Here is a 20,388-nt window from a genome sequence, read left to right on the forward strand (position 1 = left end):
ATCACGGCTGACTCCGGGCATTCTCATCGCTTGGCGTGGCCGGGCGCGGCATGACGTGTTGATGGCCGGTCGGGTCGTTGAGCTGGATGACATTACCCTTCTGCCACGCATCAGCCCCCGTTGCGACAGGCGCCGGTTTGATCTCGGCGCGGGCCTTTTTCTTTTCGGCGCTATCAATGCCAAGACGCCGATCGCGCTGGCGGATCATTTGCGCATCGGCCTGACCGTCAGCGGTAAAGCCCATCATCAGCTGCGGCACGCCCAGCGGCAGTTGCTTGTCCTGATCGGTGTGCCAGGTGTGCCAGGTCTTGCCGTAGGTATTGGCGAGTTTTTCCATCAAGCGCGTTTCTGCCACTTGCGGGATGCCCGGCGCGACCAACTGGCCAGAACTGACTTCGTGAGCGTGGCTGTGCCACAAGGCTTTCTCTTTTGCCGGCAATTGCGTGAACAGGCGCTGGCTGATGATGTATTCGACGCCCATCAGCTTGGCTTCAGCGGTGTTGCCGTCGTAGATCACACACTGGAACACTTCTTCGTTGAGCGCCGAGCAGTAGTGGTGCGCTTCCATCTGCGCGCCGGGATGACCGTTGTAAAAATGGAAACCATCGAGGTACATGTTCAACGCGCGGATCGGCGGTTTGTCCTGCAACCACTGTGCGCCGACTTCGAGCATTTCCGTGTCGGACGCCTTGGCCTGGCCGGGTGTCTGCACCGGCGAATCGGTGTTGCTCATGGCGCAACCGGTCAATGCGGCGACCATCAAACCGATAGGAACCCAACGTCCCTGTGAGGTTGTCGTACGCATGTTTCACTCCTCGAACTTTCAGTGACGGGCGCGTGCTGGCCCTGTTCTGCAACTGAAAGCAGGAGATCGGCAGAGTTCGAAAAAGCTGCGTGCGGATCAGACTGGAGAGATCGTCGCCAGCACGCCGATCAGAATGGTCAAGGTCAGAAAGCCGCCGAGAAAAATCGCCATCTTGTACATGTTGCGCTCCTTGAGGCTGGGTGTGCGGTGCACCGGACGCTGCGGGATGAGGTCGGAGGGTGATTGGCCACACTGCCGGGGCATTCTGAGCCTGTGGCTGTACTGAATACAGAGGCAGATGAAACAGAAAAATACGGATCAGATGCGCATCTGATCCGCTTCGGGCATGAAGCGGTATTCAGGCTGAGACTTGAGGATCCACTTTCGGCGCGGTTGATCTACAGTCATGCCGACCGACAACAATAAAAAACCGGAGTGACCATGCCCGACCTCGCCTTGCAGCCCAACGTCGCCGCGTCCCTCGAGAGCTGGCACGAGATGATCCGCAGCGGCAATCTCAAAGCCCTGCCCGAACTGCTCGATCCGCAAGCTGTGTTCCGCTCGCCCATGGCCCACACGCCCTACCCCGGCGCGCCGGTGGTGGCGATGATCCTCAACACCGTGTTCGAAGTCTTCGAAGATTTCGCCTATCACCGCGAGTTGGCGACGGCGGATGGCCTGAATGTGATTCTCGAATTCAGCGCCAGGGTTGGTGCGAAGGAGTTGAAAGGCATCGACATGATTCGCTTCGATGAGCACGGCAAGATCGTCGAGTTCGAAGTGATGGTGCGGCCGCTGAGCGGGTTGCAGGCACTGGGCGAAGAAATGGGTCGGCGCCTCGGTGCCTATCTCGCGTCCGCAAAAGCCTGAATCCGCCCTGCATAAAAAAACCCACTGACCGTCGCCGGTTCAGTGGGTTTTGTGTGTCAGGGTTCTGCTTACAGAGCCATGTCACGTGCAGCGTTTTCCTTCGGCGCTACGGCTTTGTCAGCCGCAGGTGCCGCCGGAGCAGCTACCTGACCGATCGCTGGAGGCGTCGGCAGTTCGAGGATTTTCGCGGTGTAAGCCCACTCGGCAGCCACTTTGGCCGGATCGCTGTTCAGCTGGGTGCCGTAGCTCGGCACGATCTGGTGCAGCTTGGTCTGCCACTCAGGGGATGCGACTTTGTCTTTGAAGACTTTCTGCAGCACGCTCAGCATGATCGGTGCAGCGGTCGACGCGCCCGGCGATGCGCCCAGCAGGCCGGCGATCGAGCCGTCTTGCGAAGCAACGATCTCGGTGCCCAGCTTCAGCACGCCACCAGCGGCTTCATCACGCTTGATGATCTGCACGCGCTGGCCGGCTTGCCACAGACGCCAGTCTTCGGCTTTGGCGTTCGGGAAGTACTCCTTCAGCGCGTTCAGACGGTCTTCATCCGACAGCATCAACTGACCGGCAAGGTACTCGACCAGCGGGTATTCCTTGATGCCGACCTTGGTCATTGGCCAGATGTTGTGGGTGGTGGTGCTGGTCAGCAGGTCGAAGTACGAACCTTCCTTGAGGAACTTGGTGCTGAAGGTCGCGAACGGGCCAAACAGAATGACGCGCTTGCCATCCAGAACACGGGTGTCCAGGTGCGGAACCGACATCGGTGGCGCGCCAACCGAAGCCTTGCCGTAGGCCTTGGCCAGGTGTTGCTCGGCAATCGTCGGGTTCTCGGTCACCAGGAACGAACCGCCAACCGGGAAGCCTGCGTATTCCTTGGCTTCCGGAATGCCCGACTTCTGCAGCAGGTGCAGGGCACCGCCGCCAGCGCCGATGAACACGAACTTGGCGTCGGTTTCGGTCTTGCTGCCGTCCTTGAGGTTTTTGTAGCTCACACGCCAGGTGCCGTCGGCGTTCTTGGTGATGTCTTCGACTTCGCTCGACAGCTTCAGATCGAAGTTGGGTTTGGTTTGCAGGTGAGCGGCGAACTGGCGGGTGATTTCGCCGAAGTTCATGTCCGTACCCAGCGGGCTCCAGGTGGCCGCGATTTTCTGGTTCGGGTCACGCCCTTCCATCATCAGCGGTACCCACTTCTTGATCACCGCCGGGTCTTCGGAGTACTGCATGCCGGCGAACAGCGGGCTCGCCTGCAGGGCTTCGTAGCGCTTTTTCAGGAACTTGATGTTGTCATCGCCCCACACGAAGCTCATGTGCGGTGTGGTGTTGATGAACGAGCGAGGGTTCTTCAGCACGCCCTGCTGAACCTGCCAGGCCCAGAATTGACGGGAAACCTGGAACGCTTCGTTGATCTCGACAGCTTTCGGGATCGTTACGTTGCCCTTGTCGTCTTCCGGGGTGTAGTTCAGCTCGGCGAGGGCCGAGTGACCGGTACCGGCGTTGTTCCAGCCGTTGGAGCTTTCCAGGGCGACGCCATCGAGACGCTCGACCATTTCCATCGACCAGGTCGGTTCCAGCTCATTGATCCACACACCCAGGGTGGTGCTCATGATGCCGCCGCCGATCAGCAGGACGTCAACTTTCTTGGCTTCGGCAGCATTGGCAGACGACATCCCCATCGCCAAAGCCAGACCGAGCAAGGCTGTGTTCACTTTCTTAAACATCTGTTGCACCTATGATAAAACGCCTTCCGCCCGTCGTTGTTATCAGTCTGCGTTGCGCTTTGCTGACGCTCAGGCTGGCGTCGCGCAATCCGGCACACTTCAATATTGACGGGTGGGCACACAAGGCCGACATGTGGCATCGACCTCAGTTAATGTCCCTTCTGAACTGACTTCTTATCGTTATTGGCTTCAGCTGCTTGAGCGACAGGGATCCCGTCGGCCCGCCCGAAAGGCCAGCCAACCGAATTAAGTCAAAGCAAATTTGGCGCGGAGAATATCACGTCAGGGCGAACCCGCGCGTCTGTTCCCGACTTGAAAGTCTTTTTCCGCTCAGGGGCTTATCGGCCATGGGCGATCAAACATGACTGCGATCAGGCATTGGCCTGCAAAGTTTTTTGCGCGATGCGCATCGCAACTTGATAAATCAGTGCCAACCGCTCGTTGTTCATGGAGAAAATAACCTGCTACGTTGTACGATGACTGACGAACCTAGCCAGTCATCCCTACCCAATAACAACAAGGAAACAACATGACCAAATCCCGCCTCCTCATCGGTTTATTCTGCGCCTTCAGCGCCTGTGCCATGGCCGCCCCTGCCCCAGCGGAAAAGGACGTTGCCCAAGCAGTTGATCACCTGACTCAGGCGATGCTGCACAAAGACATCGCCGAGTTGAACGCTCTGACCGCGCCGAACCTGACCTACGGCCACTCCAGCGGCAAGATTCAGAACAAGCAGGAATTCATCGCCGACATCGAAACCGGCCGCAGCGCATTCAAGACCCTGGAGATGCAAAAGCAGACCATCACGATGTCCGGCGATACCGCATTAGTGCGCCACCACTTCTCCGCACAGGCGTTGAAAGGGACCGAGGTGATTCCGACCGAGATCGAGAATTTCCAGATCTGGCAGAAACAGGGTGGGAAATGGTTGTTGGTTGGGCGGCAGGCGTTCAGGTTTTGATTGAGGGCACATTGGCCTGATTCAGTGTTGCCCGAGCTGGCCTATTCGCGAGCAGGCTCAGGCAATGGAAAACCCGCTGGTCTACCTCAACATCACAACCGAAACCGATCCACCGACCGCGCCAACTGCCCCGCCAGATTCGACAACTCATCCGTAGTCGTCGCCGTCTGCCCGATCACCCGGCTATTGCCCTCGCTCATTCCCGCAATCATTTCCACCTGATGGGCGATCTCGTTACTGGCCTGGCTCTGTTCGCCAATCGTGCGGGTGATGTCGTTGACCAGTTGCGTGGTGTTCAGCGTGGCGTCGAGGATCTCGCGAATCGCCCGCTCGACTTCCGCCGTCACCGCCATGCCCTTGTCGACCTGCGCCACGCCCGCCTCCATGCTGCTGACCGCCTCGCGCGTGCTGTTCTGGATGCGCGCGACCATGGCGGCGATTTCCTGGGTCGAGGCGCTGGTGCGTGCGGCCAGACTGCGCACTTCATCGGCGACCACGGCAAAGCCACGGCCCTGTTCACCCGCCCGCGCTGCCTCGATCGCCGCGTTGAGCGCCAGCAGGTTGGTCTGGTCGGCGATGCTCTTGATCACCTGAATGATGTTGAAGATTGCCTCGGATTCCTGATCCAGCGTGCGGATCACTTGCGCCGACTGCTGTGCCGAGCGGGCGATGTCGTCCATGTCGCTGACCACTTGGTGAATCACCCCGCCACCCTCTTTGGCCAGATTTTCGGCCTGATTGGCCATGCTCAGGGCACGTTCGGCGTGGCGGGTGATTTCTTCGATACTGGCGGTCATCTGGCTGGCGGCAGCGGCCATGGTGCCGGCGGCGACGCTTTGCTGCTGGCTGCTGTCGGCGACCTGATGGCAGCCGTGGCTGAGCTGCTCGCTCATGCCACTGACGCCGTGAGCGTTGCGCCGGACCACGTCGATCATGTTGCGCAGATCACGCTGCATGGTCGCCAATGTACGGATCAAAACGCTGGCTTCGTCCTTGCCGGCGGGCTCGACAATCGGTTCGCTGAGATTGCCATGGGCAATGCTTTCGGCGATGCGGCTGGCGGATTTGAGCGGCCCCATGATACTCAGGATCACCCAGCGCCCCTGAATCAGCAGCAGCAACAGACTGACGACCAGCACCACTGCCAGCGCAAGATTGGCGTGGCGGATGGCCGCTTCGGTACCTTCGCTGGTGTGCAGGGTGTTGTTTTCGATCAGTTCGCTGAGCGCGCCCATCTGCTCTTCGAGCTGAGTAAAGGCGCTATTGAACGTGCCGAGCTGCTGTTGGGCGGCATCCGGATTGTCCAGCGCCACGCCGACGATCTGCTCGGCGGATTTGATGTAGGTATCGAGGCTCGGCTTGATCTGCTCCAGCGCCGTGCGCAATGCCGGGTTGATCGGCAGCTTGAGGTTGTCATCCAGCACTTCACGAAAATGCCCGGCGTGCTCGGTGAGCGAATCGCGCACGTCGGTGGCGGTGGCGGTGCTTTTGCCCAGGCCGACCAGCATCGCCGAATAGACATCGGCGCGCAGGGCGTCGTGCATCATGTCCGCTTCCATGTGATTGCGCAGCGCGCTCATGCTCACCGTGTTATCGCCGACCGCCGTGGCCATCCGCAGGTTGCCGACGTAACTGACCAGACTCACGATCAGCGCCGTCAGCAGGCTGGTCGCAATCAGCAACACCAAACGCAGTTTGATCGACACCGTGGAATCTCCCGTGGGCACGCTGGATTGCGCTTGTCGGATTTCAGTTAAGCCTATGTGCAGGGAACTGCCGACACAGAGCGTATCGGCTGATGTCAGCGGCGACTTAAATCCGGCAAAACTTTTCAAACGCGAACCCGGTCACACCTTGCAGCGCCGCTGGATAATGCCTTCATCGCCGGTTAACCCCGGCAGGCTATCAATCCATGGCTTCGAACATTCATGCAGCTGAAGGAAACGCTTATGAAACGCGCACTGTGGTTTGGTCTGCTCGGCACGCTGGCAATCGGCACCGCACAAGCGGCAACGGAGAAAGTCGCGATCAACCTGGTCAGCGCCGACGGCGCGCCGCAGGCGATCGGCTCGGTCACCGTCAGCGAGACGCCTTATGGCCTGCTGTTCACCCCCGACCTGAAATCGTTGCCGGCCGGCATCCACGGCTTCCATGTCCATGAAAACGGCAGCTGCGAAGCGGGCACCAAGGATGGCGTCAAAGGCGCAGCACTGGCCGCTGGCGGACACTTCGATCCGGCGAAAACCGGCAAGCACCTTGGCCCTTACGCCAACGGGCATCTGGGCGATCTGCCGGCGGTATATGTGATGGCTGATGGTGTCGCCAACTACCCGGTGCTGGCGCCGCGCCTGAAGAAGATCGCCGAGATCAAGGGCCACGCCCTGATGATTCACGCCGGCGGCGATAACCATTCCGACATGCCCAAGCCACTGGGCGGTGGCGGTGATCGCATGGCCTGTGGGGTGATCTGATCCCTCACCGCGGCGCTCGGCGCCAGCGCGTCAATACCAGCAAGGACAGCCCGGCGCCGAACAGCGCCAGGGCCATGTCCTTCTGCGAATCCCAAGGATCATTCTGCGCACCGACGAAGGCCTGGCCAGTGTCGTCGCCCAGGTAAGCGCCGCCGACCCATTCGATCAATTCGTACAACGCCGACGTCGCCAGCACAACATTCAGGGTCAACAGCGCCAGCCACGCGCCGCGCAACGGCGTCAGACGCAGCAGCACTTCGCGAATCGGCCAGACCAGCAGCAATCCATAGCTAAGGTGCACCAGCCGATCATAGTGATTGCGTTCCAAGCCAAGAACTTTGTTGACGCTGACCCCGGCCAACAGCGTGCCCCACTGATCGTACGGCACCCGCGAATAGGTGTAATGCGCGCCGACTTCATGAATGCACAGAAAGGCGAAGAGCATCCCCAGCGACAGCGTCGACAGGCGAAAACGCCGATGCGCCAGCAGCAGGGTCAACACCAGCGCCAACGCCAGGACATTTTCCAATAGCCAGTCGACGCGGCTGCGCGGGAACAGGCCGAGCGCGATGGTCAGGCAGACAAATCCAGCGAGCAAAAGCGCTTCGATCCGCGTATCTGCCGGTTGGGCAACGTTATCGCTGACTCTGACGAGCATGGGTCGATTCTCGGCAATACAGGCAAGCGGTAGACCCTTGCCGGTTTTGCCCGGTTCCTCGCCGCTACGTTTTTGCGGCCTACGGAACTCCCGCGCGCCGTTCACCTCTGAGGTTATGTAGTCCCTTCCCTTTTTGCTTAGCGCTTGTGGAGGAACACGTCATGCGCAAGTTAGTCCTGATTTCTTCTCTTATGCTTTGCCTGCCGGTCGGTTCGGCGCTGGCCCGCGTTGACGCGGGTGATGTCGCCACTTCGGCCGGTGTGTCCGCGTCGCTTTACTCGACCTTCAAGGACGACAAAATGGTGATTCCGGCCCGTGACGACGTGTCTGCATTCGTCGCCAGCGGCGGGGCCATTCGTGGGGTTTATCTTGAGTCGGTACTGCAACAGGTGCGCCAGGCCAACCCTGGCTTGAACGCCAGTGATGAAGACTTGGCCAACGCCATTCTGGTGCAATACGAAGGCGTGCAGCAGTAGTCACGAGGGAAGCAGCGGCCGATGGACGGCCGCTGAGTGCGCATAGGCAAACATGTCCGACGGCCTCTATGATGGAGGCCATGACGACCACCGTGCCCTTGCGCTCACCCTGCCCTCCCGGCGCCTGCATCTGCGGGCGCGATCCGTTGCTGGAAACCCCCGGCGCCGATCCGCGCATCCTGCGCCTGACTCGCGCAGAGGAAAAAATCCTCCTGGCGCGCCTGGAACAACTCAAAGACCTCGCCGACCTCAAACGCCTGCAACAGCGCATGTACGAGCAGTTGGGCATCCGCGTCGACGTCGCCCCCGGTTTCAACGAAGTCCGCACCATGCGCGGCATCGCCATTCAGATCGACGAGCTGCCAGGCCTGTGTCGCAAGACTCGCGCGGCGATCCCGGCGGCGATTCGCAAGGGCCTGGAAAACCACCCGCAAATCGCCTTCGAACTGCTCAACGCCCACGACTTGCTGCGCGACACCTGATCACTTTTTCATGCCGACGCGTTTGCGCATCTCGGCGGTGATGGTCTGACGGGTTTTCTTCATGTCCGCCCAAGGCTCATCACCGACTTCGGTCAGACGCTCGTGAACGTTGTAGATGTTCCAGTGATTACCGCCCTTGATTTCAGCGACTTCCTCTCGGTACAGCGGCACCGACACCGGCATGCCTTCCCGCGCGCGTGCGGCGTAGGCGCAAATGGTGGTGGCGCCGAGGCCGTTGCGCAGGTAATCGATGAAGATCCGCCCGACGCGGTTTTTCGGCCCGGACACCGCTGAAATACGATCCGGCAGCAACTTGGCCATATGGCTGACGATGGCGTGGCTGAAGTCCTTCACTTCGTCCCAGCCATGCTTGCGCGTCAACGGCACCACCAAGTGAATGCCTTTGCCGCCACTGGTTTTCAGGAAGGCTTTGAGGCCCAGCTCATCGAGCACGGTGAGGGTCAGCGCGGTGGCTTCAACCATGCTTTTCCATGGCAGCGCCGGATCCGGGTCGAGATCGAGGACGAAACGATCGGGCTTGTCCAGATCCACCTTTGTAGCGTTCCAGGTGTGCAGCTCGACGGTACTCATCTGCACCGCGCCGACCAGCGCTTCGGGATTGTTGATCATCATCACTGGCTGGCCGGTGATGTCCTTGTCTAGTGCAGTAATCCCCGGGATAGCCAGGCGTTCGGCGTTCTTTTGGAAGAACAATTCGCCGGCAATGCCGTCCGGTGCACGCACCAACGCCACGGGGCGATCCTTGAGTTGCGGCAGGATGTATTCGGCGACACTGGCGTAATACTGCGCCAGTTGCATTTTGGTCGTGCCGCTGACGGCGTCGATCACCCGATCCGGGTGGGTAATGCGTACCTTGCCGCCGGCCAGTCCTGATTGCGACGGTGCGGTCTCGGCTTTTTTGCTGGCGGCGGTTTTCTTTGCCGGCTGCTTGTCGGCGGTTTTGGTCTTTTGGGTTTTTTCGTTCTTTTCGTACTTGGCAGCTTTCACAGGCTTCGCTCGCTCCTCGGTAATGTCCTTGGCCGGTTTGTCATCGCGCAAACCATGGAACACGGCGTGGCGCACCGAGCCGTCCTTGGTCATCTCGGCGAATGCCACTTCGGCCAGCAGTTTGGGTTTGAGCCAGTGCACACCTTTTGCCTCGAAACCGCTGGGCGGATTGACCACTGCGGCGCTTTTGGTCTGCAACGGCTTGAGTTGGGCGAGGATGCTTTTCAATGTGGTTTCGTTGAACCCGGTGCCGACCTTGCCGGCATAGCGCAACTCGCCGCTGTCACGGTCGTGCAGGCCGAGCAGCAAGGCACCGAAGGCACTGCGCGCACCTTTCGGATCGGTGTAGCCGACGATGACGAATTCCTGGCGATGCTTGCATTTGAGCTTGATCCAGTCGCCGCTGCGCCGCGACACATAAGGCGAGCCGAGGCGTTTGCCGATCAGGCCTTCCATCTGCATCTGGCAGGCGCTGTTGAGCAGCGCGTCCGGGGTTTCTTCGAAGGCTTCGGAGAAGCGCAGCGTTGAGGATTCTTTCTGCGCACCGAGGATGGTGCTCAGCGCGGCGCGGCGTTCTTCCACCGGCACATCGCGCAGGTCGACGCCATTGAGATACGGCACGTCGAACAGGTAATAAACAATGTTGCCGCTGCGCCCGGCATCGAAGGCATTCTGCAACGCCTGAAAGTCCGGCACGCCTTGCTCATTGGCCACGACCATTTCACCGTCCAGCCATGCCGATTCCAGACCCAATGCCGCCAGTGCCTTGGCCTGCTGCGGGAGTTTGTGCGTCCAGTCGTGGCCATTGCGGGTGAACAGCTGCACCTCATCGTGATCGATCCGCGCCATGATCCGGTAGCCGTCGAACTTGATCTCGTAGCTCCACTGCCCTTCGGGTGCGCTGTCGACCAGCGTCGCCAGTTCCGGCTTGATCAGTGCAGGCAACTTGGCCTTGCGCGCGCCGGTAAGCTGCCCGGACGCCTGCTTGCGCGGCTTGGCCGGGGCCTTTTTTACCGGTTTGGCTTTATCGGCAGCAGCCGCCGATTTGCCAACAATCGTGCGCTCGCTGAGCACGCTGTCGGGCTCGGCGACCAGCACGTCGAAATCATCCTGCGGTCGCGCGGCGTTGTCCTGATGCTTGATCAGGAACCATTGTTCTTTCTTGCCCGGCATGTGCGTACGCACCAGATTCCACACGCCGCCAAGCTTCTCGCCCTGCAGCTCGAACTTCAGTCGGCCCTTGGCATAGGCCTTGTGCGGATCCTCCAGCGGTATCCACACGCCGCGATCCCAGACGATCACATCACCGGCGCCGTAATGCCCTTCGGGAATGCTGCCTTCGAACGTCGCGTAATCGAGCGGATGATCCTCGACATGAATCGCCAGACGCTTGACCGACGGGTCCAGCGACGGCCCCTTCGGCACCGCCCAGCTCTTCAGGGCGCCGTCGAGCTCGAGGCGAAAGTCGTAATGCAGGTGCGAAGCGTCGTGCTTCTGGATGCAGAACTGCAAGGCATGATCCTTGGCCGACTTTCGGCCCGAGCGCTTGACTGCGGCCGGCTCCGACGTCGCGGAAAAATCACGCATGCGGTTGTAATCGTCGAGGTTCCTGTTCATGAGCACACCGATGGCAGACGGGTTCTGTTATGCAGAAGAGCGACACGGCGGCGGAAAAATTCAATCGAGGTAAAAAAGCCCCGGACGGATGGAGCGGCCGGGGCTTGTAACGACACATCCAGTAATTGGCTGGGGCTGGCTAAACAGAGTGCAGACGCTAAGACTTTTCCGGCCTGATTGCGTCAGGCAACGATAGACCGACGCAGCCATAGCGCCAGCACCGTTGGGCTGACGCCGGCTCACCGATGAAATCGCACCCGAGAAATTTTCCGCGAGCCAGCTAAGATTCATGGGTGGTGAACCTTATCCCGGCCAAACCGGTCGATAGCTGCAACCCGACCCGGTTTGCCGACGCCCTTTCTGACGATGGGCGATACCCGGCTTGCTTCACTTTCTGGAGAACGCCCCCGTGATATCCACCGTACACATCGCCAGGCTCAAAGCATGGGGCGCCCATGGTTTTACCGCGACTGGCGTGGTCACCGCCTTCCTCGCCACCCTCGCCCTGCTGGAAAACCAGCCGATTCATTGCCTGATGTGGCTGGGCGTGGCGCTGATCGTCGACGGCCTCGATGGCGCACTGGCGCGCAAGGTCAATGTGCAATCGGTGCTGCCGAGTTTCGACGGTTCGATCCTTGATCTGGTCATCGATTACCTGACTTATGTATTCATCCCGGCACTGTTTATCTACCGCTACATTCCCCTGCCCGATTACACCCTGTTGCTGACGGTGTCGGTAATTCTGGTGTCGTCGCTGTTCTGCTTCTGCAACGTCAACATGAAGAGCAAGGACAACTATTTTGTCGGCTTCCCTGCGGCCTGGAACGTGGTTGCGCTGTGCCTGTACATCATCGGCCCGGGGCCGTGGATCACCTTTCTCACCGTGATCGGTCTGGCATTGCTGACGGTGACGCGGATGAAGTTCCTGCACCCGTTCCGCGTGCGTCGTTTCATGCCGATCAATATCGCGGTGACGGCGATCTGGCTGTTGTGCAGCCTGTCGCTGGTGCTCAATCACCCGGTGATCAATCCGCTGGTAATGGGCTTGTGGTTGCTGATGTCGGCTTATTTTCTGGGGATCTGCATCTGGCGCACGGCGCTGGAGTGGTTTGATCGCAGCCATTTGAAATAAGCACATCCCCCTGTGGGAGCGAGCCTGCTCGCGAATGCGGTGGTTCCATCAACATAAAGGTTGGCTGGCACACCGCTTTCGCGAGCAGGCTCGCTCCCACAGAGATCTTCATCGACCAGGAAATCCGATGTGGACTAGCGCTTGGTAATCACCACCTCCAGATACTCACTCGGCACCACCAGCGACGCCTCCCCGCCGCGATTCGACCGGTTGAGCAACTCTGTCAGATCATCCTCCAGCGCCTGTCCGGCCTCCGCCGACAACACCGCAAAAGCCTTGTGCACCGGCCCGTACCAGTGGCGAAAGATGTCAATGAAATGCGCCGCCGAGCGGTAGCGGAAATTGAAGTGGCTGCGGGTCACGCGTACGACAAAATCGCGGTCATCGAAATGCTTGTGCAGCCACGCATCCGAGCCCCAGTTCGATGGCGGCTGAGCAACCGCGGGCGGTGGCAGATGCTGGCCGAGAATCTTGAACATCTGCCCGACGAAGCCCTCCGGCGTCCAGTTGGCCATTCCGATCCGCCCGCCCCGCCGACAGACCCGCCCCAGCTCATTAGCGGCGCTGACCTGGTCAGGCGCGAACATCACGCCGAAAGTCGACAACACGGCGTCGTAGCTTTCATCGGGAAAAGGCAGAGCCTCGGCATCGGCCACTTGAAAAATCACCTCCAGATGTTCGGCCCGGGCGCGATCCTGACCACGCTCCAGCAATGCCGCGACGTAATCGGTCGAGGTCACCACACAACCGCGCCGCGCCGCTGCCAGGGTTGCGTTGCCGTTACCGGCGGCGACATCCAGCACCTGTTCATCACAGCGCAGATCGCAGGCCTCGGCGAGGCTTTCACCGACGATCTGCAAAGTCGTGCCGATCACGGCGTAGTCGCCACTGGCCCAAGCGACTTTCTGACGTTCCTTCAGGGCAGTGAGATCAATCGGGGTACTCATGACAGCGAGCTCCGTGGCAGAGAGAATGCACAGGCTGCGACGCGGACCGTGCTTGCTCACTATCGCGCCGAGGCTGCCCGGCGTCCCTGCCAATCGTCCGCCAGCCCCCTAAACCCGGCACTTTGCCGATGAGCGGCGTAAATCTGTCAAGCGCCTGATACACCTTGCGCATTGTCAGCGTTGCGGGATTGGTTTCTGATGCGGGCTCGCCCAAGCAAAGGACTCGACCGATGTCACTGCACCTCGACTGGCTCGCCGCGCACATGCAACACAGCGATCGCTACGCAGCGTGGATTCACCAACAATTCCACTACGAATACGCCGACCAGCCCCTGGCTCAATGGCAGCGCGAATTTGCCGAGGGCCAAAGCAATGGTGAATGGTCGTGCCTGATTGCCATGGACGGTGAACGCCTGCTCGGTGGTGCCGCACTGGCCCGCAACGACTTGGCTGATCGCGCCGATCTCGGCCCATGGCTCGCCTGCGTATTCGTTGATCCCGAGGCGCGCGGGCGAGGGTTGGCGGAGCAGCTGATTGAAGGGATTTGCGAGGCAGCAAAGCAGCGTGGGGTGTCGCGCTTGTACTTGCACACGCAAGACAAACACGACTACTACCGTAAACGCGGCTGGCAGCTATTGGAGGGTTTCCAGGCGTGGGAAAAACAACAATGGCTCATGGTCCGCGACCTGTGAGCCATTTGGTTTTTTTTGATCAGGCTGCCGGTGCTTTCGCCTCCTCCAGCAACTGCTTGATCATCTGCTCCTGCTCGGCATAACGACCTTCACCGAAGTGGCTGTAACGCATCTGGCCCTTGGCGTCGATCAGGTAATGCGCTGGCCAGTATTGATTGTCGAAGTTGCGCCAGATCGCATAGTCGTTGTCGATCGCTACCGGGTAGGTGATACCGAGTTTTTTCACCTGATCCTTGACGTTGTTGATGATGCGTTCGTAGCCGTATTCGGGGGTGTGCACGCCGATCACTACCAGGCCGTCCTTCTCGTATTTCTTCGCCCAGTCTTTGACGTACGGCAGGGTGTGCTGGCAGTTGATGCAGTCGTAGGTCCAGAAGTCCACCAGCACCACTTTGCCGCGCAGGGATTCGGCACTGAGCTCTGGTGAATTGAGCCATTGCACGGCGCCCGACAGCGACGGCATTGCGCCCCGGGCCTCGTCCATCATCGAATCGGCGCGGACCTTGCTGACGAAGTAGTCGACCACTTTCGGCACGTTTTCCAGAACGTTTTTCTCGACGCTGGCCACGCCCTCGGAAGAGGTATTGGCGAGCAGGGTCTTGTCGGCGCCCGTCGAAATCACCGCAACTGTAGCAAGCACCGCAACCCCGGCACCGCGACGCAACCAGCCGCTGAACGGGATCGACGGTTTCAGCCGATTGACCAGACCGCGCCCGGCGAAGATCAACGTGCCCAGCGACAAGGCACTGCCGACGCCGTAAGCCAGCAGCAACAGGCTGGTCTGGGCATTGGCGCCTTGCAACATTGCGCCGGTCAGAATCACCCCCAGGATCGGCCCGGCACAGGGCGCCCACAACAGGCCGGTGGCGACACCGAGCATGATCGAGCCCATCGGTCCGGCACGTTTACGCGTGTCCTGATCGAGACGATTGCCAAGCGCGACAAACGGCCTGGTCAGCCAGTCACCGACGCGGGCCGAGATCAGCGACAGGGCGAACAGCGCCATGACCAGCAAGGCGACGTGGCGGCCGGTGTTGCTGGCCTGGATCACCCACTCGCTGCTGACCACCGCGAGGCTGGAGATCAGCGCAAAGGTCAGCGCCATGCCGGCCAGAGTCAGGAGGATCGAGGAGCGGGTACGGTTGGCGCCAGCGAACAGAAACGGCACCACCGGCAGGATGCACGGACTGAGAACGGTCAGCAGACCGCCGAGAAATGCGATGAGGTACATAAGGGGTCACCTTGGAATGGGAGCTGGGCACACAACCGGCCAGCGAGGGAAACGTCCCCTCGCTAGCTCGCTTTATTTACGCCGTGGCTCATGCAGTCTGGCCGTCGAGCAACTGCCCTTGAGGCGTGCGACTGGTACCGTTTTCCGCGACCAGTTGGCCTTGCGGTGTACGGCTGGAACCATCAGCGGCAACCATCTGCCCCTGCGGCGTGCGGCTGGAACCATCAGCGGCGACCATCTGCCCCTGCGGTGTGCGGCTGGAACCGTCAGCGGCAACCATCTGCCCCTGCGGTGTGCGGCTGGAACCGTCAGCGGCAACCATCTGCCCCTGCGGTGTGCGGCTGGAGCCGTCAGCGGCGATCAAGGCATCGCTGCCCTCCTTCGCCACGGTGGTCAGCTGGAAGCAGGTGCTGCTGGCGCAACTGCTCTGCTCCACAGCACTGTTGGCGTGGGCGGCGGCACCGGTGAAGGCGAAGGCTGCTGCGGTCAGAAAGCGCGAGACGTTGTTCATGGCAAAACTCCTTGCAGAAAAAGTAGGGATGACTCAGTTCTGGTTGTTGCAGCCGTCAGCGAATTTGCTGTAATCCAGCTCGCGGGTTTTGCCGGCGGAATCGAGGTAGGTCATGCGCGCCTCGGTGATGCCGCAGGTCACCGAGGTGTCTTCGGTCATCGACAGCACTTTCTGGATATCCAGATGGGTGCCGTAGGTGTAGGTTTGCCGGCTGACGTCAGCTTCGGCGTGGGCCGACAGGGTGCAGATGTTCAGAGCGGCGAACAGGCAGGCGGCGAATACGGATTTGTTGTTCATGGTGTAGTCCTCAAGGCTTCAGTGGGTTTGAGCCGAGGCGGTCTGTGTGTGCCTCGATGGAGCCTATTTGAGGCCTTCGAGGTATCGCGTCTGTGTCAGGAAAGGACGAGAATCACTCGTTGTGTATCCATGCAGCGTGTAGATACAGAGCGATACAAAACCCCGAAAAAATCGTGATTTTGCGTCGGTGTGTATCCGCCGCTGCGGCAGATACACTGCAATACAAAGGCAGGCGGGCGTGCGGTCTACGGCGATATAGACTGCACGGCATTCCCCCTTTGACAGAGGCTTGAACCGATGGAACATGTCGATCACATTCTCATCGTCGACGACGACCGCGAGATCCGTGAACTGGTAGGCAACTACCTGAAGAAGAACGGCCTGCGCACAACAGTGGTCGCCGATGGCCGGCAGATGCGCAGCTTCCTTGATGCCAACACCGTCGACCTGATCGTGCTCGACATCATGATGCCCGGCGACGATGGCCTGCAGCTGTGCCGCGAATTGCGTGTGGGCAAACACAAGGCGACGCCGGTGCTGATGCTCACCGCGCGCAACGATGAGACCGATCGCATCATCGGTCTGGAAATGGGCGCCGACGATTACCTGAGCAAACCTTTCGCCGCCCGCGAGCTGCTGGCGCGGATCAACGCCGTATTGCGCCGCACACGCATGTTGCCGCCGAATCTGGTGGTCACCGAAGCCGGACGCCTGCTGGCGTTCGGTCGTTGGCAGCTGGACACCTCGGCCCGCCACTTGCTCGACAGCGACGGCACCATGGTTGCCCTCAGCGGTGCCGAATACCGCCTGCTGCGGGTGTTCCTCGACCATCCGCAACGGGTGCTCAGCCGCGATCAACTGCTCAACCTGACCCAGGGCCGCGAGGCCGATCTGTTCGATCGCTCCATCGATCTGCTGGTCAGTCGCCTGCGTCAACGCCTGCTGGACGATGCTCGCGAGCCGGCCTATATCAAGACCGTGCGCAGTGAAGGTTATGTGTTTTCGCTGCCGGTCGAACTGCTTGGGGCGTCGGCATGAAACTCAAGCTGCAATGGCCGCGCACCCTCGCCTCGCGCCTGTCGCTGATCTTTCTGATCGGGCTGATTCTGGCGCAGGGTCTGTCGTTCGGCGCGCAGTATTACGAGCGTTACCAGAGCGCGAAAAGCACCATGCTCGGCAACCTCGAAACCGACGTCTCGACGTCGATGGCGATCCTCGATCGCCTGCCCGCCGCCGAGCGCGAAGCCTGGCTGCCGCGATTGGCCCGGCGCAATTACGGCTACCTGCTCAATGAGGGCGAACCGGGCATGCCGGTGACCTCGGCTGAAAAGTCCGTCGCGATTGCCTCAATTACGGCGGCCATCGGCGACACTTATCCAATCGTGTTTACCGAAGTTCCCGGTGGTCCGAGACAACATTTCCAAGGCCACTTGCGCCTGAGCGACGGCAGCCCGGTGACCATCGATATCCGTCCGGCGATGGTGCCGTTGTCGCCGTGGTTGCCGGTGGTGCTGCTCGGGCAACTGGCGTTGCTGATCCTCTGCACCTGGCTCGCCGTGCGCATTGCCATCCGTCCCCTCACCCGCCTCGCCAACGCCGTGGAAACCCTCGACCCCAACGCTCACCCGATCAAGCTCGACGAGCAAGGGCCGACCGAAGTGGTCCACGCGGCACGGGCGTTCAACGCCATGCAAATGCGCATCGCCGCCTACCTGAAAGAACGCATGCAACTGCTCGCGGCGATTTCCCACGACCTGCAAACGCCGATCACCCGGATGAAACTGCGCGCAGAATTCATGGACGACTCGGTCGAGAAAGACAAACTGAGCAGCGATCTCGGCGAAATCGAGCATCTGGTGCGCGAAGGCGTGGCTTACGCTCGCAGCGTTCACGGCGCCACCGAAGAAAGCCGGCGTACTGATCTCGACTCGTTCCTCGACAGCCTGGTCTTCGACTATCAGGACATGGGCAAGGACGTGCAGCTCGGCGGCAAAAGCAAAGCGGTAATCGAAACCCGCCCGCAGGCCCTGCGCCGGGTGCTGGTGAACCTGACCGACAACGCCCTGAAATTCGCCGGCGCCGCGCAATTGCAGGTCGAAGCGCAGGGCAACAGCCTGTCGGTGAAAGTCCTCGATCGCGGCCCGGGCATCGCCGAGGCCGAACTGGCGCAGGTGCTGGAACCCTTCTACCGCGTGGAAAACTCGCGCAATCGCGACACCGGCGGCACCGGTCTCGGACTGGCGATCGCCCAGCAATTGGCGTTGGCGCTCGGTGGCTCGCTTATGTTGAGCAATCGTGAAGGTGGCGGGTTGTGCGCTGAACTGAAGTTGCCGCTGCCACGCTGAGAAAAACACCGACTAGACTCATTCATTACCCAGTCGAGGGGGCCGCAGGACGTCTGCTGTGCCCTGCCCCAATCCGTGACCACCGCCCGGTGGCGCCTGCCTCGACATTCAACGCCGCCGGACGGTGATCCTGTTTCAGGAGCACACGTGATGAATGAGGCGAAGCTCAACGAATTCATGGGCAAACTGGTCAACGACATGGGTGGTGCGGCGATGCTGGCCAATGTCATTGTCGGCGAAGAACTCGGTCTGTACCGGGCAATGGCCGACAGCCAACCGATCAGCCCCGAAGCCCTTGCGGCGAAAACCACCTGCAATCCGCGCCTGGTACGCGAATGGCTCAGCGCCCATGCCGCATCAGGCTATATGGAACACGTTGACGGTCAATTTCGCTTGCCTGAAGAACAGGCACTGGCGCTGGCCGTGGAGGATTCGCCGGTGTATGTCGCTGGCGGTCTCGGCGTGGTGGCGTCGTTTTTCCATGACAAGGACAAACTGGTCAAGGCCATGCGCGGCAATGGCGCCTTGTCGTGGGGCGATCACCATCCGTGCATGTTCAGCGGCACCGAACGTTTCTTCCGCCCCGGTTACAAAGGTCACCTGATTGCCGAATGGCTGCCGGCGCTCGACGGCGTGGTGGCGAAGCTGGAACGCGGGGCCAAGGTTGCCGACATCGGCTGCGGCCACGGCGCCTCGACGGTGATCATGGCCCAGGCGTTTCCCAAATCGCAGTTTGTCGGCTTCGACTTCCACGAGCCGTCAGTCACCGTCGCCACGCAACGGGCCGAAGAAGGCGGCGTGGGCAACCGCGCCAGGTTCTTCGAGGGCACGGCGAAAAACTATCCCGGCGGCGACTACGACCTGATCTGCTTTTTCGACTGCCTGCACGACATGGGCGACCCGGTCGGCGCCGCTCGCCACGCTCATGAGTCGCTGAAAGACGACGGCACGGTGTTGCTGGTCGAACCGTTCGCCAACGACAAACTGGACGACAATCTCAACGCGGTCGGGCGCCTGTTCTACGCCGCCTCGACGTTTATCTGCACACCCAATTCGCTGTCCCAGGAAGTCGGCCTCGGGCTCGGTGCGCAGGCTGGGGAAATGCGCCTGCGCAAAGTCTTTGTCGAGGCCGGGTTCAAGCAGTTCCGCCGCGCCACGCAAACGCCTTTCAACCTGATACTGGAGGCGCGCAAGTAACCCGTGCGGATCGCGTGCTAACCTGCGGGGCACTGCCCATTCTGGAGTGCTGAGCATGCTCGATAGCCCGATCCGCGAACATCTCGATATGCTGTTGCAGGCCATGGCCGACGATAAATTCCTGATATTGACCGGCGCCGGCATCAGCACGCCATCGGGCATTCCGGACTATCGCGACAGTGACGGCGTGCGTCGTGGGCGGCAGCCGATGATGTATCAGGAGTTTCTCGCCGCCCCGGAATCACGCCGGCGCTACTGGGCGCGGGCCATGCTCGGCTGGCCGCGCGTGCGAAAGGCCCGACCGAATGCCGCGCATGAGGCGCTGGCGACGTTGCAGCAGCGTGGCCGGATCAGCGCTTTGATCACGCAGAACGTCGATACCTTGCACGATCAGGCCGGCAGCCACGATGTGATCGAACTGCACGGCAGCCTGCATCGAGTGCTGTGCCTGGATTGCGGGCAGCGCAGCGAGCGCGACGCGATCCAGCAGATGATGGAGGCACACAATCCCTACCTGAGTGGTGTTGATGCGGTGCAGGCGCCGGATGGCGATACCTTGCTCGACCCGGCATTTGAAGCGCGCTTTCAGGTACCGCAGTGCCCGCATTGCGCGGGTGAGCGGATGAAACCGGATGTGGTGTTCTTCGGCGAGAACGTGGCGCAACCGACAGCCGCACGGGCGCTGGCCGCCGCCGAGAATGCGGCGGGGTTGCTGGTGGTGGGATCGTCGTTGATGGCGTATTCGGCGTTTCGCTTGTGTCGGGTGATTGCCGAGCATGGCAAGCCGTTGATGGCGATCAATCTGGGCAAGACCCGGGCGGATGATCTGCTCGATTTGAAAATTGAAGGCTCGTGTGAGGAGCTTTTGCCGTGGTTGGTGGAGGAGCTGGGTCGGTGAGATTTTGAGTAATGGGTTCGGCTTGAAATCGGCCCCTCACCCTAGCCCTCTCCCGAGGGAGAGGGGACTGACCGA

At 60.7% G+C, this 20,388-nt stretch carries 21 protein-coding genes; 11 read left to right on the forward strand and 10 right to left on the reverse strand.

Going from position 1 to position 20,388, the window contains the following annotated elements; translation table 11 throughout:
* Position 1 precedes the first annotated feature (1 nt).
* Together V8J63_RS17355 and V8J63_RS17360 are read right to left on the reverse strand one after the other, a co-directional pair.
* Positions 2–805 carry an OBAP family protein gene (locus V8J63_RS17355; protein WP_038861835.1) on the reverse strand — a complete coding sequence of 268 codons (804 nt, stop codon included), beginning with the start codon at positions 803–805 and terminating at the stop codon, positions 2–4.
* A gap of 96 nt (positions 806–901) precedes the next feature.
* Positions 902–1,069 (reverse strand): hypothetical protein, encoded by a 168-nt coding sequence (locus V8J63_RS17360; RefSeq protein ID WP_024013301.1) that lies wholly within the window; start codon positions 1,067–1,069, stop codon positions 902–904.
* A gap of 177 nt (positions 1,070–1,246) precedes the next feature.
* Here V8J63_RS17360 and V8J63_RS17365 point away from each other — a divergent pair, with 177 nt between their 5' ends.
* A complete protein-coding gene (locus V8J63_RS17365; protein ID WP_336464399.1) occupies positions 1,247–1,675 on the forward strand; it encodes a nuclear transport factor 2 family protein in 429 nt (142 codons plus the stop codon).
* Between the two features lie 68 nt (positions 1,676–1,743).
* On the opposite strand, the gene mqo is transcribed toward V8J63_RS17365, so the two are convergent.
* Positions 1,744–3,390: a malate dehydrogenase (quinone) gene (gene mqo / locus V8J63_RS17370; RefSeq protein ID WP_024013303.1), complete on the reverse strand. Its 1,647-nt coding sequence runs from the start codon at positions 3,388–3,390 to the stop codon at positions 1,744–1,746.
* Between the two features lie 529 nt (positions 3,391–3,919).
* Here mqo and V8J63_RS17375 point away from each other — a divergent pair.
* Positions 3,920–4,351, forward strand: coding sequence for a nuclear transport factor 2 family protein (locus tag V8J63_RS17375; protein WP_125926925.1), 432 nt, complete (start codon positions 3,920–3,922; stop codon positions 4,349–4,351).
* 92 nt (positions 4,352–4,443) lie between these two features.
* Here V8J63_RS17375 and V8J63_RS17380 read toward each other — a convergent pair whose 3' ends face one another.
* Positions 4,444–6,057, reverse strand: coding sequence for a methyl-accepting chemotaxis protein (locus V8J63_RS17380; RefSeq protein ID WP_262140337.1), 1,614 nt, complete (start codon positions 6,055–6,057; stop codon positions 4,444–4,446).
* Between the two features lie 243 nt (positions 6,058–6,300).
* Here V8J63_RS17380 and sodC point away from each other — a divergent pair, with 243 nt between their 5' ends.
* Positions 6,301–6,822: a superoxide dismutase family protein gene (gene sodC / locus V8J63_RS17385; protein ID WP_110600990.1), complete on the forward strand. Its 522-nt coding sequence runs from the start codon at positions 6,301–6,303 to the stop codon at positions 6,820–6,822.
* A 4-nt stretch (positions 6,823–6,826) separates the two neighbouring features.
* Here the strand turns inward: sodC and V8J63_RS17390 are convergent, their stop codons facing one another.
* Positions 6,827–7,480, reverse strand: coding sequence for a DUF2238 domain-containing protein (locus tag V8J63_RS17390; RefSeq protein WP_125918705.1), 654 nt, complete (start codon positions 7,478–7,480; stop codon positions 6,827–6,829).
* Positions 7,481–7,641: 161 nt separating this feature from the next.
* Here V8J63_RS17390 and V8J63_RS17395 point away from each other — a divergent pair, with 161 nt between their 5' ends.
* Together V8J63_RS17395 and V8J63_RS17400 are read left to right on the forward strand one after the other, a co-directional pair.
* A complete protein-coding gene (locus V8J63_RS17395) occupies positions 7,642–7,956 on the forward strand; it encodes a DUF2388 domain-containing protein (protein WP_016775151.1) in 315 nt (104 codons plus the stop codon).
* Positions 7,957–8,036: 80 nt separating this feature from the next.
* Entirely contained in the window at positions 8,037–8,438 is a 402-nt protein-coding gene (locus V8J63_RS17400; protein WP_336464400.1) for a hypothetical protein, read from the forward strand.
* Here the strand turns inward: V8J63_RS17400 and ligD are convergent, their stop codons facing one another.
* Positions 8,439–11,063: a DNA ligase D gene (gene ligD / locus V8J63_RS17405; protein WP_336464401.1), complete on the reverse strand. Its 2,625-nt coding sequence runs from the start codon at positions 11,061–11,063 to the stop codon at positions 8,439–8,441.
* A gap of 409 nt (positions 11,064–11,472) precedes the next feature.
* Between ligD and pcsA the strand changes: the two genes are divergently transcribed.
* The gene (gene pcsA, locus V8J63_RS17410) at positions 11,473–12,195 is read left to right on the forward strand and encodes a phosphatidylcholine synthase (protein WP_016775154.1); all 723 of its coding nucleotides are present in this window, start codon (positions 11,473–11,475) and stop codon (positions 12,193–12,195) included.
* Between the two features lie 134 nt (positions 12,196–12,329).
* Here pcsA and V8J63_RS17415 read toward each other — a convergent pair whose 3' ends face one another.
* Positions 12,330–13,142 carry a class I SAM-dependent methyltransferase gene (locus tag V8J63_RS17415; protein WP_336464402.1) on the reverse strand — a complete coding sequence of 271 codons (813 nt, stop codon included), beginning with the start codon at positions 13,140–13,142 and terminating at the stop codon, positions 12,330–12,332.
* A 230-nt stretch (positions 13,143–13,372) separates the two neighbouring features.
* On the opposite strand from V8J63_RS17415, the gene V8J63_RS17420 reads away from it, so the two are divergent.
* On the forward strand, positions 13,373–13,834 hold the full coding sequence (locus V8J63_RS17420) for a GNAT family N-acetyltransferase (RefSeq protein WP_125926920.1): 462 nt from the start codon (positions 13,373–13,375) through the stop codon (positions 13,832–13,834).
* Positions 13,835–13,853: 19 nt separating this feature from the next.
* Here V8J63_RS17420 and V8J63_RS17425 read toward each other — a convergent pair whose 3' ends face one another.
* The 3 genes from V8J63_RS17425 to V8J63_RS17435 form a co-directional block, all read right to left on the reverse strand.
* The gene (locus tag V8J63_RS17425) at positions 13,854–15,065 is read right to left on the reverse strand and encodes a cytochrome c biogenesis protein DipZ (RefSeq protein ID WP_122700636.1); all 1,212 of its coding nucleotides are present in this window, start codon (positions 15,063–15,065) and stop codon (positions 13,854–13,856) included.
* A gap of 88 nt (positions 15,066–15,153) precedes the next feature.
* Positions 15,154–15,576: a hypothetical protein gene (locus V8J63_RS17430; protein ID WP_137214875.1), complete on the reverse strand. Its 423-nt coding sequence runs from the start codon at positions 15,574–15,576 to the stop codon at positions 15,154–15,156.
* Positions 15,577–15,609: 33 nt separating this feature from the next.
* Positions 15,610–15,873: a DUF2790 domain-containing protein gene (locus V8J63_RS17435; RefSeq protein ID WP_016775158.1), complete on the reverse strand. Its 264-nt coding sequence runs from the start codon at positions 15,871–15,873 to the stop codon at positions 15,610–15,612.
* A gap of 297 nt (positions 15,874–16,170) precedes the next feature.
* Between V8J63_RS17435 and V8J63_RS17440 the strand changes: the two genes are divergently transcribed.
* From V8J63_RS17440 to V8J63_RS17455, 4 genes are all read left to right on the forward strand, one after another.
* Positions 16,171–16,911 carry a response regulator gene (locus tag V8J63_RS17440; protein ID WP_024013314.1) on the forward strand — a complete coding sequence of 247 codons (741 nt, stop codon included), beginning with the start codon at positions 16,171–16,173 and terminating at the stop codon, positions 16,909–16,911.
* Positions 16,908–18,218, forward strand: a complete 1,311-nt coding sequence (locus V8J63_RS17445) for a HAMP domain-containing sensor histidine kinase (RefSeq protein ID WP_336464403.1) — start codon at positions 16,908–16,910, stop codon at positions 18,216–18,218. Before V8J63_RS17440 ends, V8J63_RS17445 begins: the two co-directional genes overlap by 4 nt.
* Before the next feature lie 150 nt (positions 18,219–18,368).
* On the forward strand, positions 18,369–19,415 hold the full coding sequence (locus V8J63_RS17450) for a class I SAM-dependent methyltransferase (RefSeq protein ID WP_051600473.1): 1,047 nt from the start codon (positions 18,369–18,371) through the stop codon (positions 19,413–19,415).
* 55 nt (positions 19,416–19,470) lie between these two features.
* The gene (locus tag V8J63_RS17455; RefSeq protein ID WP_336464404.1) at positions 19,471–20,313 is read left to right on the forward strand and encodes an NAD-dependent protein deacetylase; all 843 of its coding nucleotides are present in this window, start codon (positions 19,471–19,473) and stop codon (positions 20,311–20,313) included.
* Positions 20,314–20,388 lie beyond the last annotated feature (75 nt).

The organism is Pseudomonas sp. CCNWLW23 (assembly GCF_037095675.1).
GTDB classification, from domain to species: domain Bacteria; phylum Pseudomonadota; class Gammaproteobacteria; order Pseudomonadales; family Pseudomonadaceae; genus Aquipseudomonas; species Aquipseudomonas atacamensis.

What these genes read in the sequence shown, in the direction of transcription:
- V8J63_RS17355 (WP_038861835.1), bottom strand. Translation starts at nt 805, where the DNA reads ATGCGTACGACAACCTCACAGGGACGTTGGGTTCCTATCGGTTTGATG.
- V8J63_RS17360 (WP_024013301.1), bottom strand. Translation starts at nt 1,069, where the DNA reads ATGCCCCGGCAGTGTGGCCAATCACCCTCCGACCTCATCCCGCAGCGT.
- V8J63_RS17365 (WP_336464399.1), top strand. Translation starts at nt 1,247, where the DNA reads ATGCCCGACCTCGCCTTGCAGCCCAACGTCGCCGCGTCCCTCGAGAGC.
- mqo (WP_024013303.1), bottom strand. Translation starts at nt 3,390, where the DNA reads ATGTTTAAGAAAGTGAACACAGCCTTGCTCGGTCTGGCTTTGGCGATG.
- V8J63_RS17375 (WP_125926925.1), top strand. Translation starts at nt 3,920, where the DNA reads ATGACCAAATCCCGCCTCCTCATCGGTTTATTCTGCGCCTTCAGCGCC.
- sodC (WP_110600990.1), top strand. Translation starts at nt 6,301, where the DNA reads ATGAAACGCGCACTGTGGTTTGGTCTGCTCGGCACGCTGGCAATCGGC.
- V8J63_RS17390 (WP_125918705.1), bottom strand. Translation starts at nt 7,480, where the DNA reads ATGCTCGTCAGAGTCAGCGATAACGTTGCCCAACCGGCAGATACGCGG.
- V8J63_RS17395 (WP_016775151.1), top strand. Translation starts at nt 7,642, where the DNA reads ATGCGCAAGTTAGTCCTGATTTCTTCTCTTATGCTTTGCCTGCCGGTC.
- V8J63_RS17400 (WP_336464400.1), top strand. Translation starts at nt 8,037, where the DNA reads ATGACGACCACCGTGCCCTTGCGCTCACCCTGCCCTCCCGGCGCCTGC.
- ligD (WP_336464401.1), bottom strand. Translation starts at nt 11,063, where the DNA reads ATGAACAGGAACCTCGACGATTACAACCGCATGCGTGATTTTTCCGCG.
- V8J63_RS17415 (WP_336464402.1), bottom strand. Translation starts at nt 13,142, where the DNA reads ATGAGTACCCCGATTGATCTCACTGCCCTGAAGGAACGTCAGAAAGTC.
- V8J63_RS17420 (WP_125926920.1), top strand. Translation starts at nt 13,373, where the DNA reads ATGTCACTGCACCTCGACTGGCTCGCCGCGCACATGCAACACAGCGAT.
- V8J63_RS17425 (WP_122700636.1), bottom strand. Translation starts at nt 15,065, where the DNA reads ATGTACCTCATCGCATTTCTCGGCGGTCTGCTGACCGTTCTCAGTCCG.
- V8J63_RS17430 (WP_137214875.1), bottom strand. Translation starts at nt 15,576, where the DNA reads ATGAACAACGTCTCGCGCTTTCTGACCGCAGCAGCCTTCGCCTTCACC.
- V8J63_RS17435 (WP_016775158.1), bottom strand. Translation starts at nt 15,873, where the DNA reads ATGAACAACAAATCCGTATTCGCCGCCTGCCTGTTCGCCGCTCTGAAC.
- V8J63_RS17440 (WP_024013314.1), top strand. Translation starts at nt 16,171, where the DNA reads ATGGAACATGTCGATCACATTCTCATCGTCGACGACGACCGCGAGATC.
- V8J63_RS17445 (WP_336464403.1), top strand. Translation starts at nt 16,908, where the DNA reads ATGAAACTCAAGCTGCAATGGCCGCGCACCCTCGCCTCGCGCCTGTCG.
- V8J63_RS17450 (WP_051600473.1), top strand. Translation starts at nt 18,369, where the DNA reads ATGAATGAGGCGAAGCTCAACGAATTCATGGGCAAACTGGTCAACGAC.
- V8J63_RS17455 (WP_336464404.1), top strand. Translation starts at nt 19,471, where the DNA reads ATGCTCGATAGCCCGATCCGCGAACATCTCGATATGCTGTTGCAGGCC.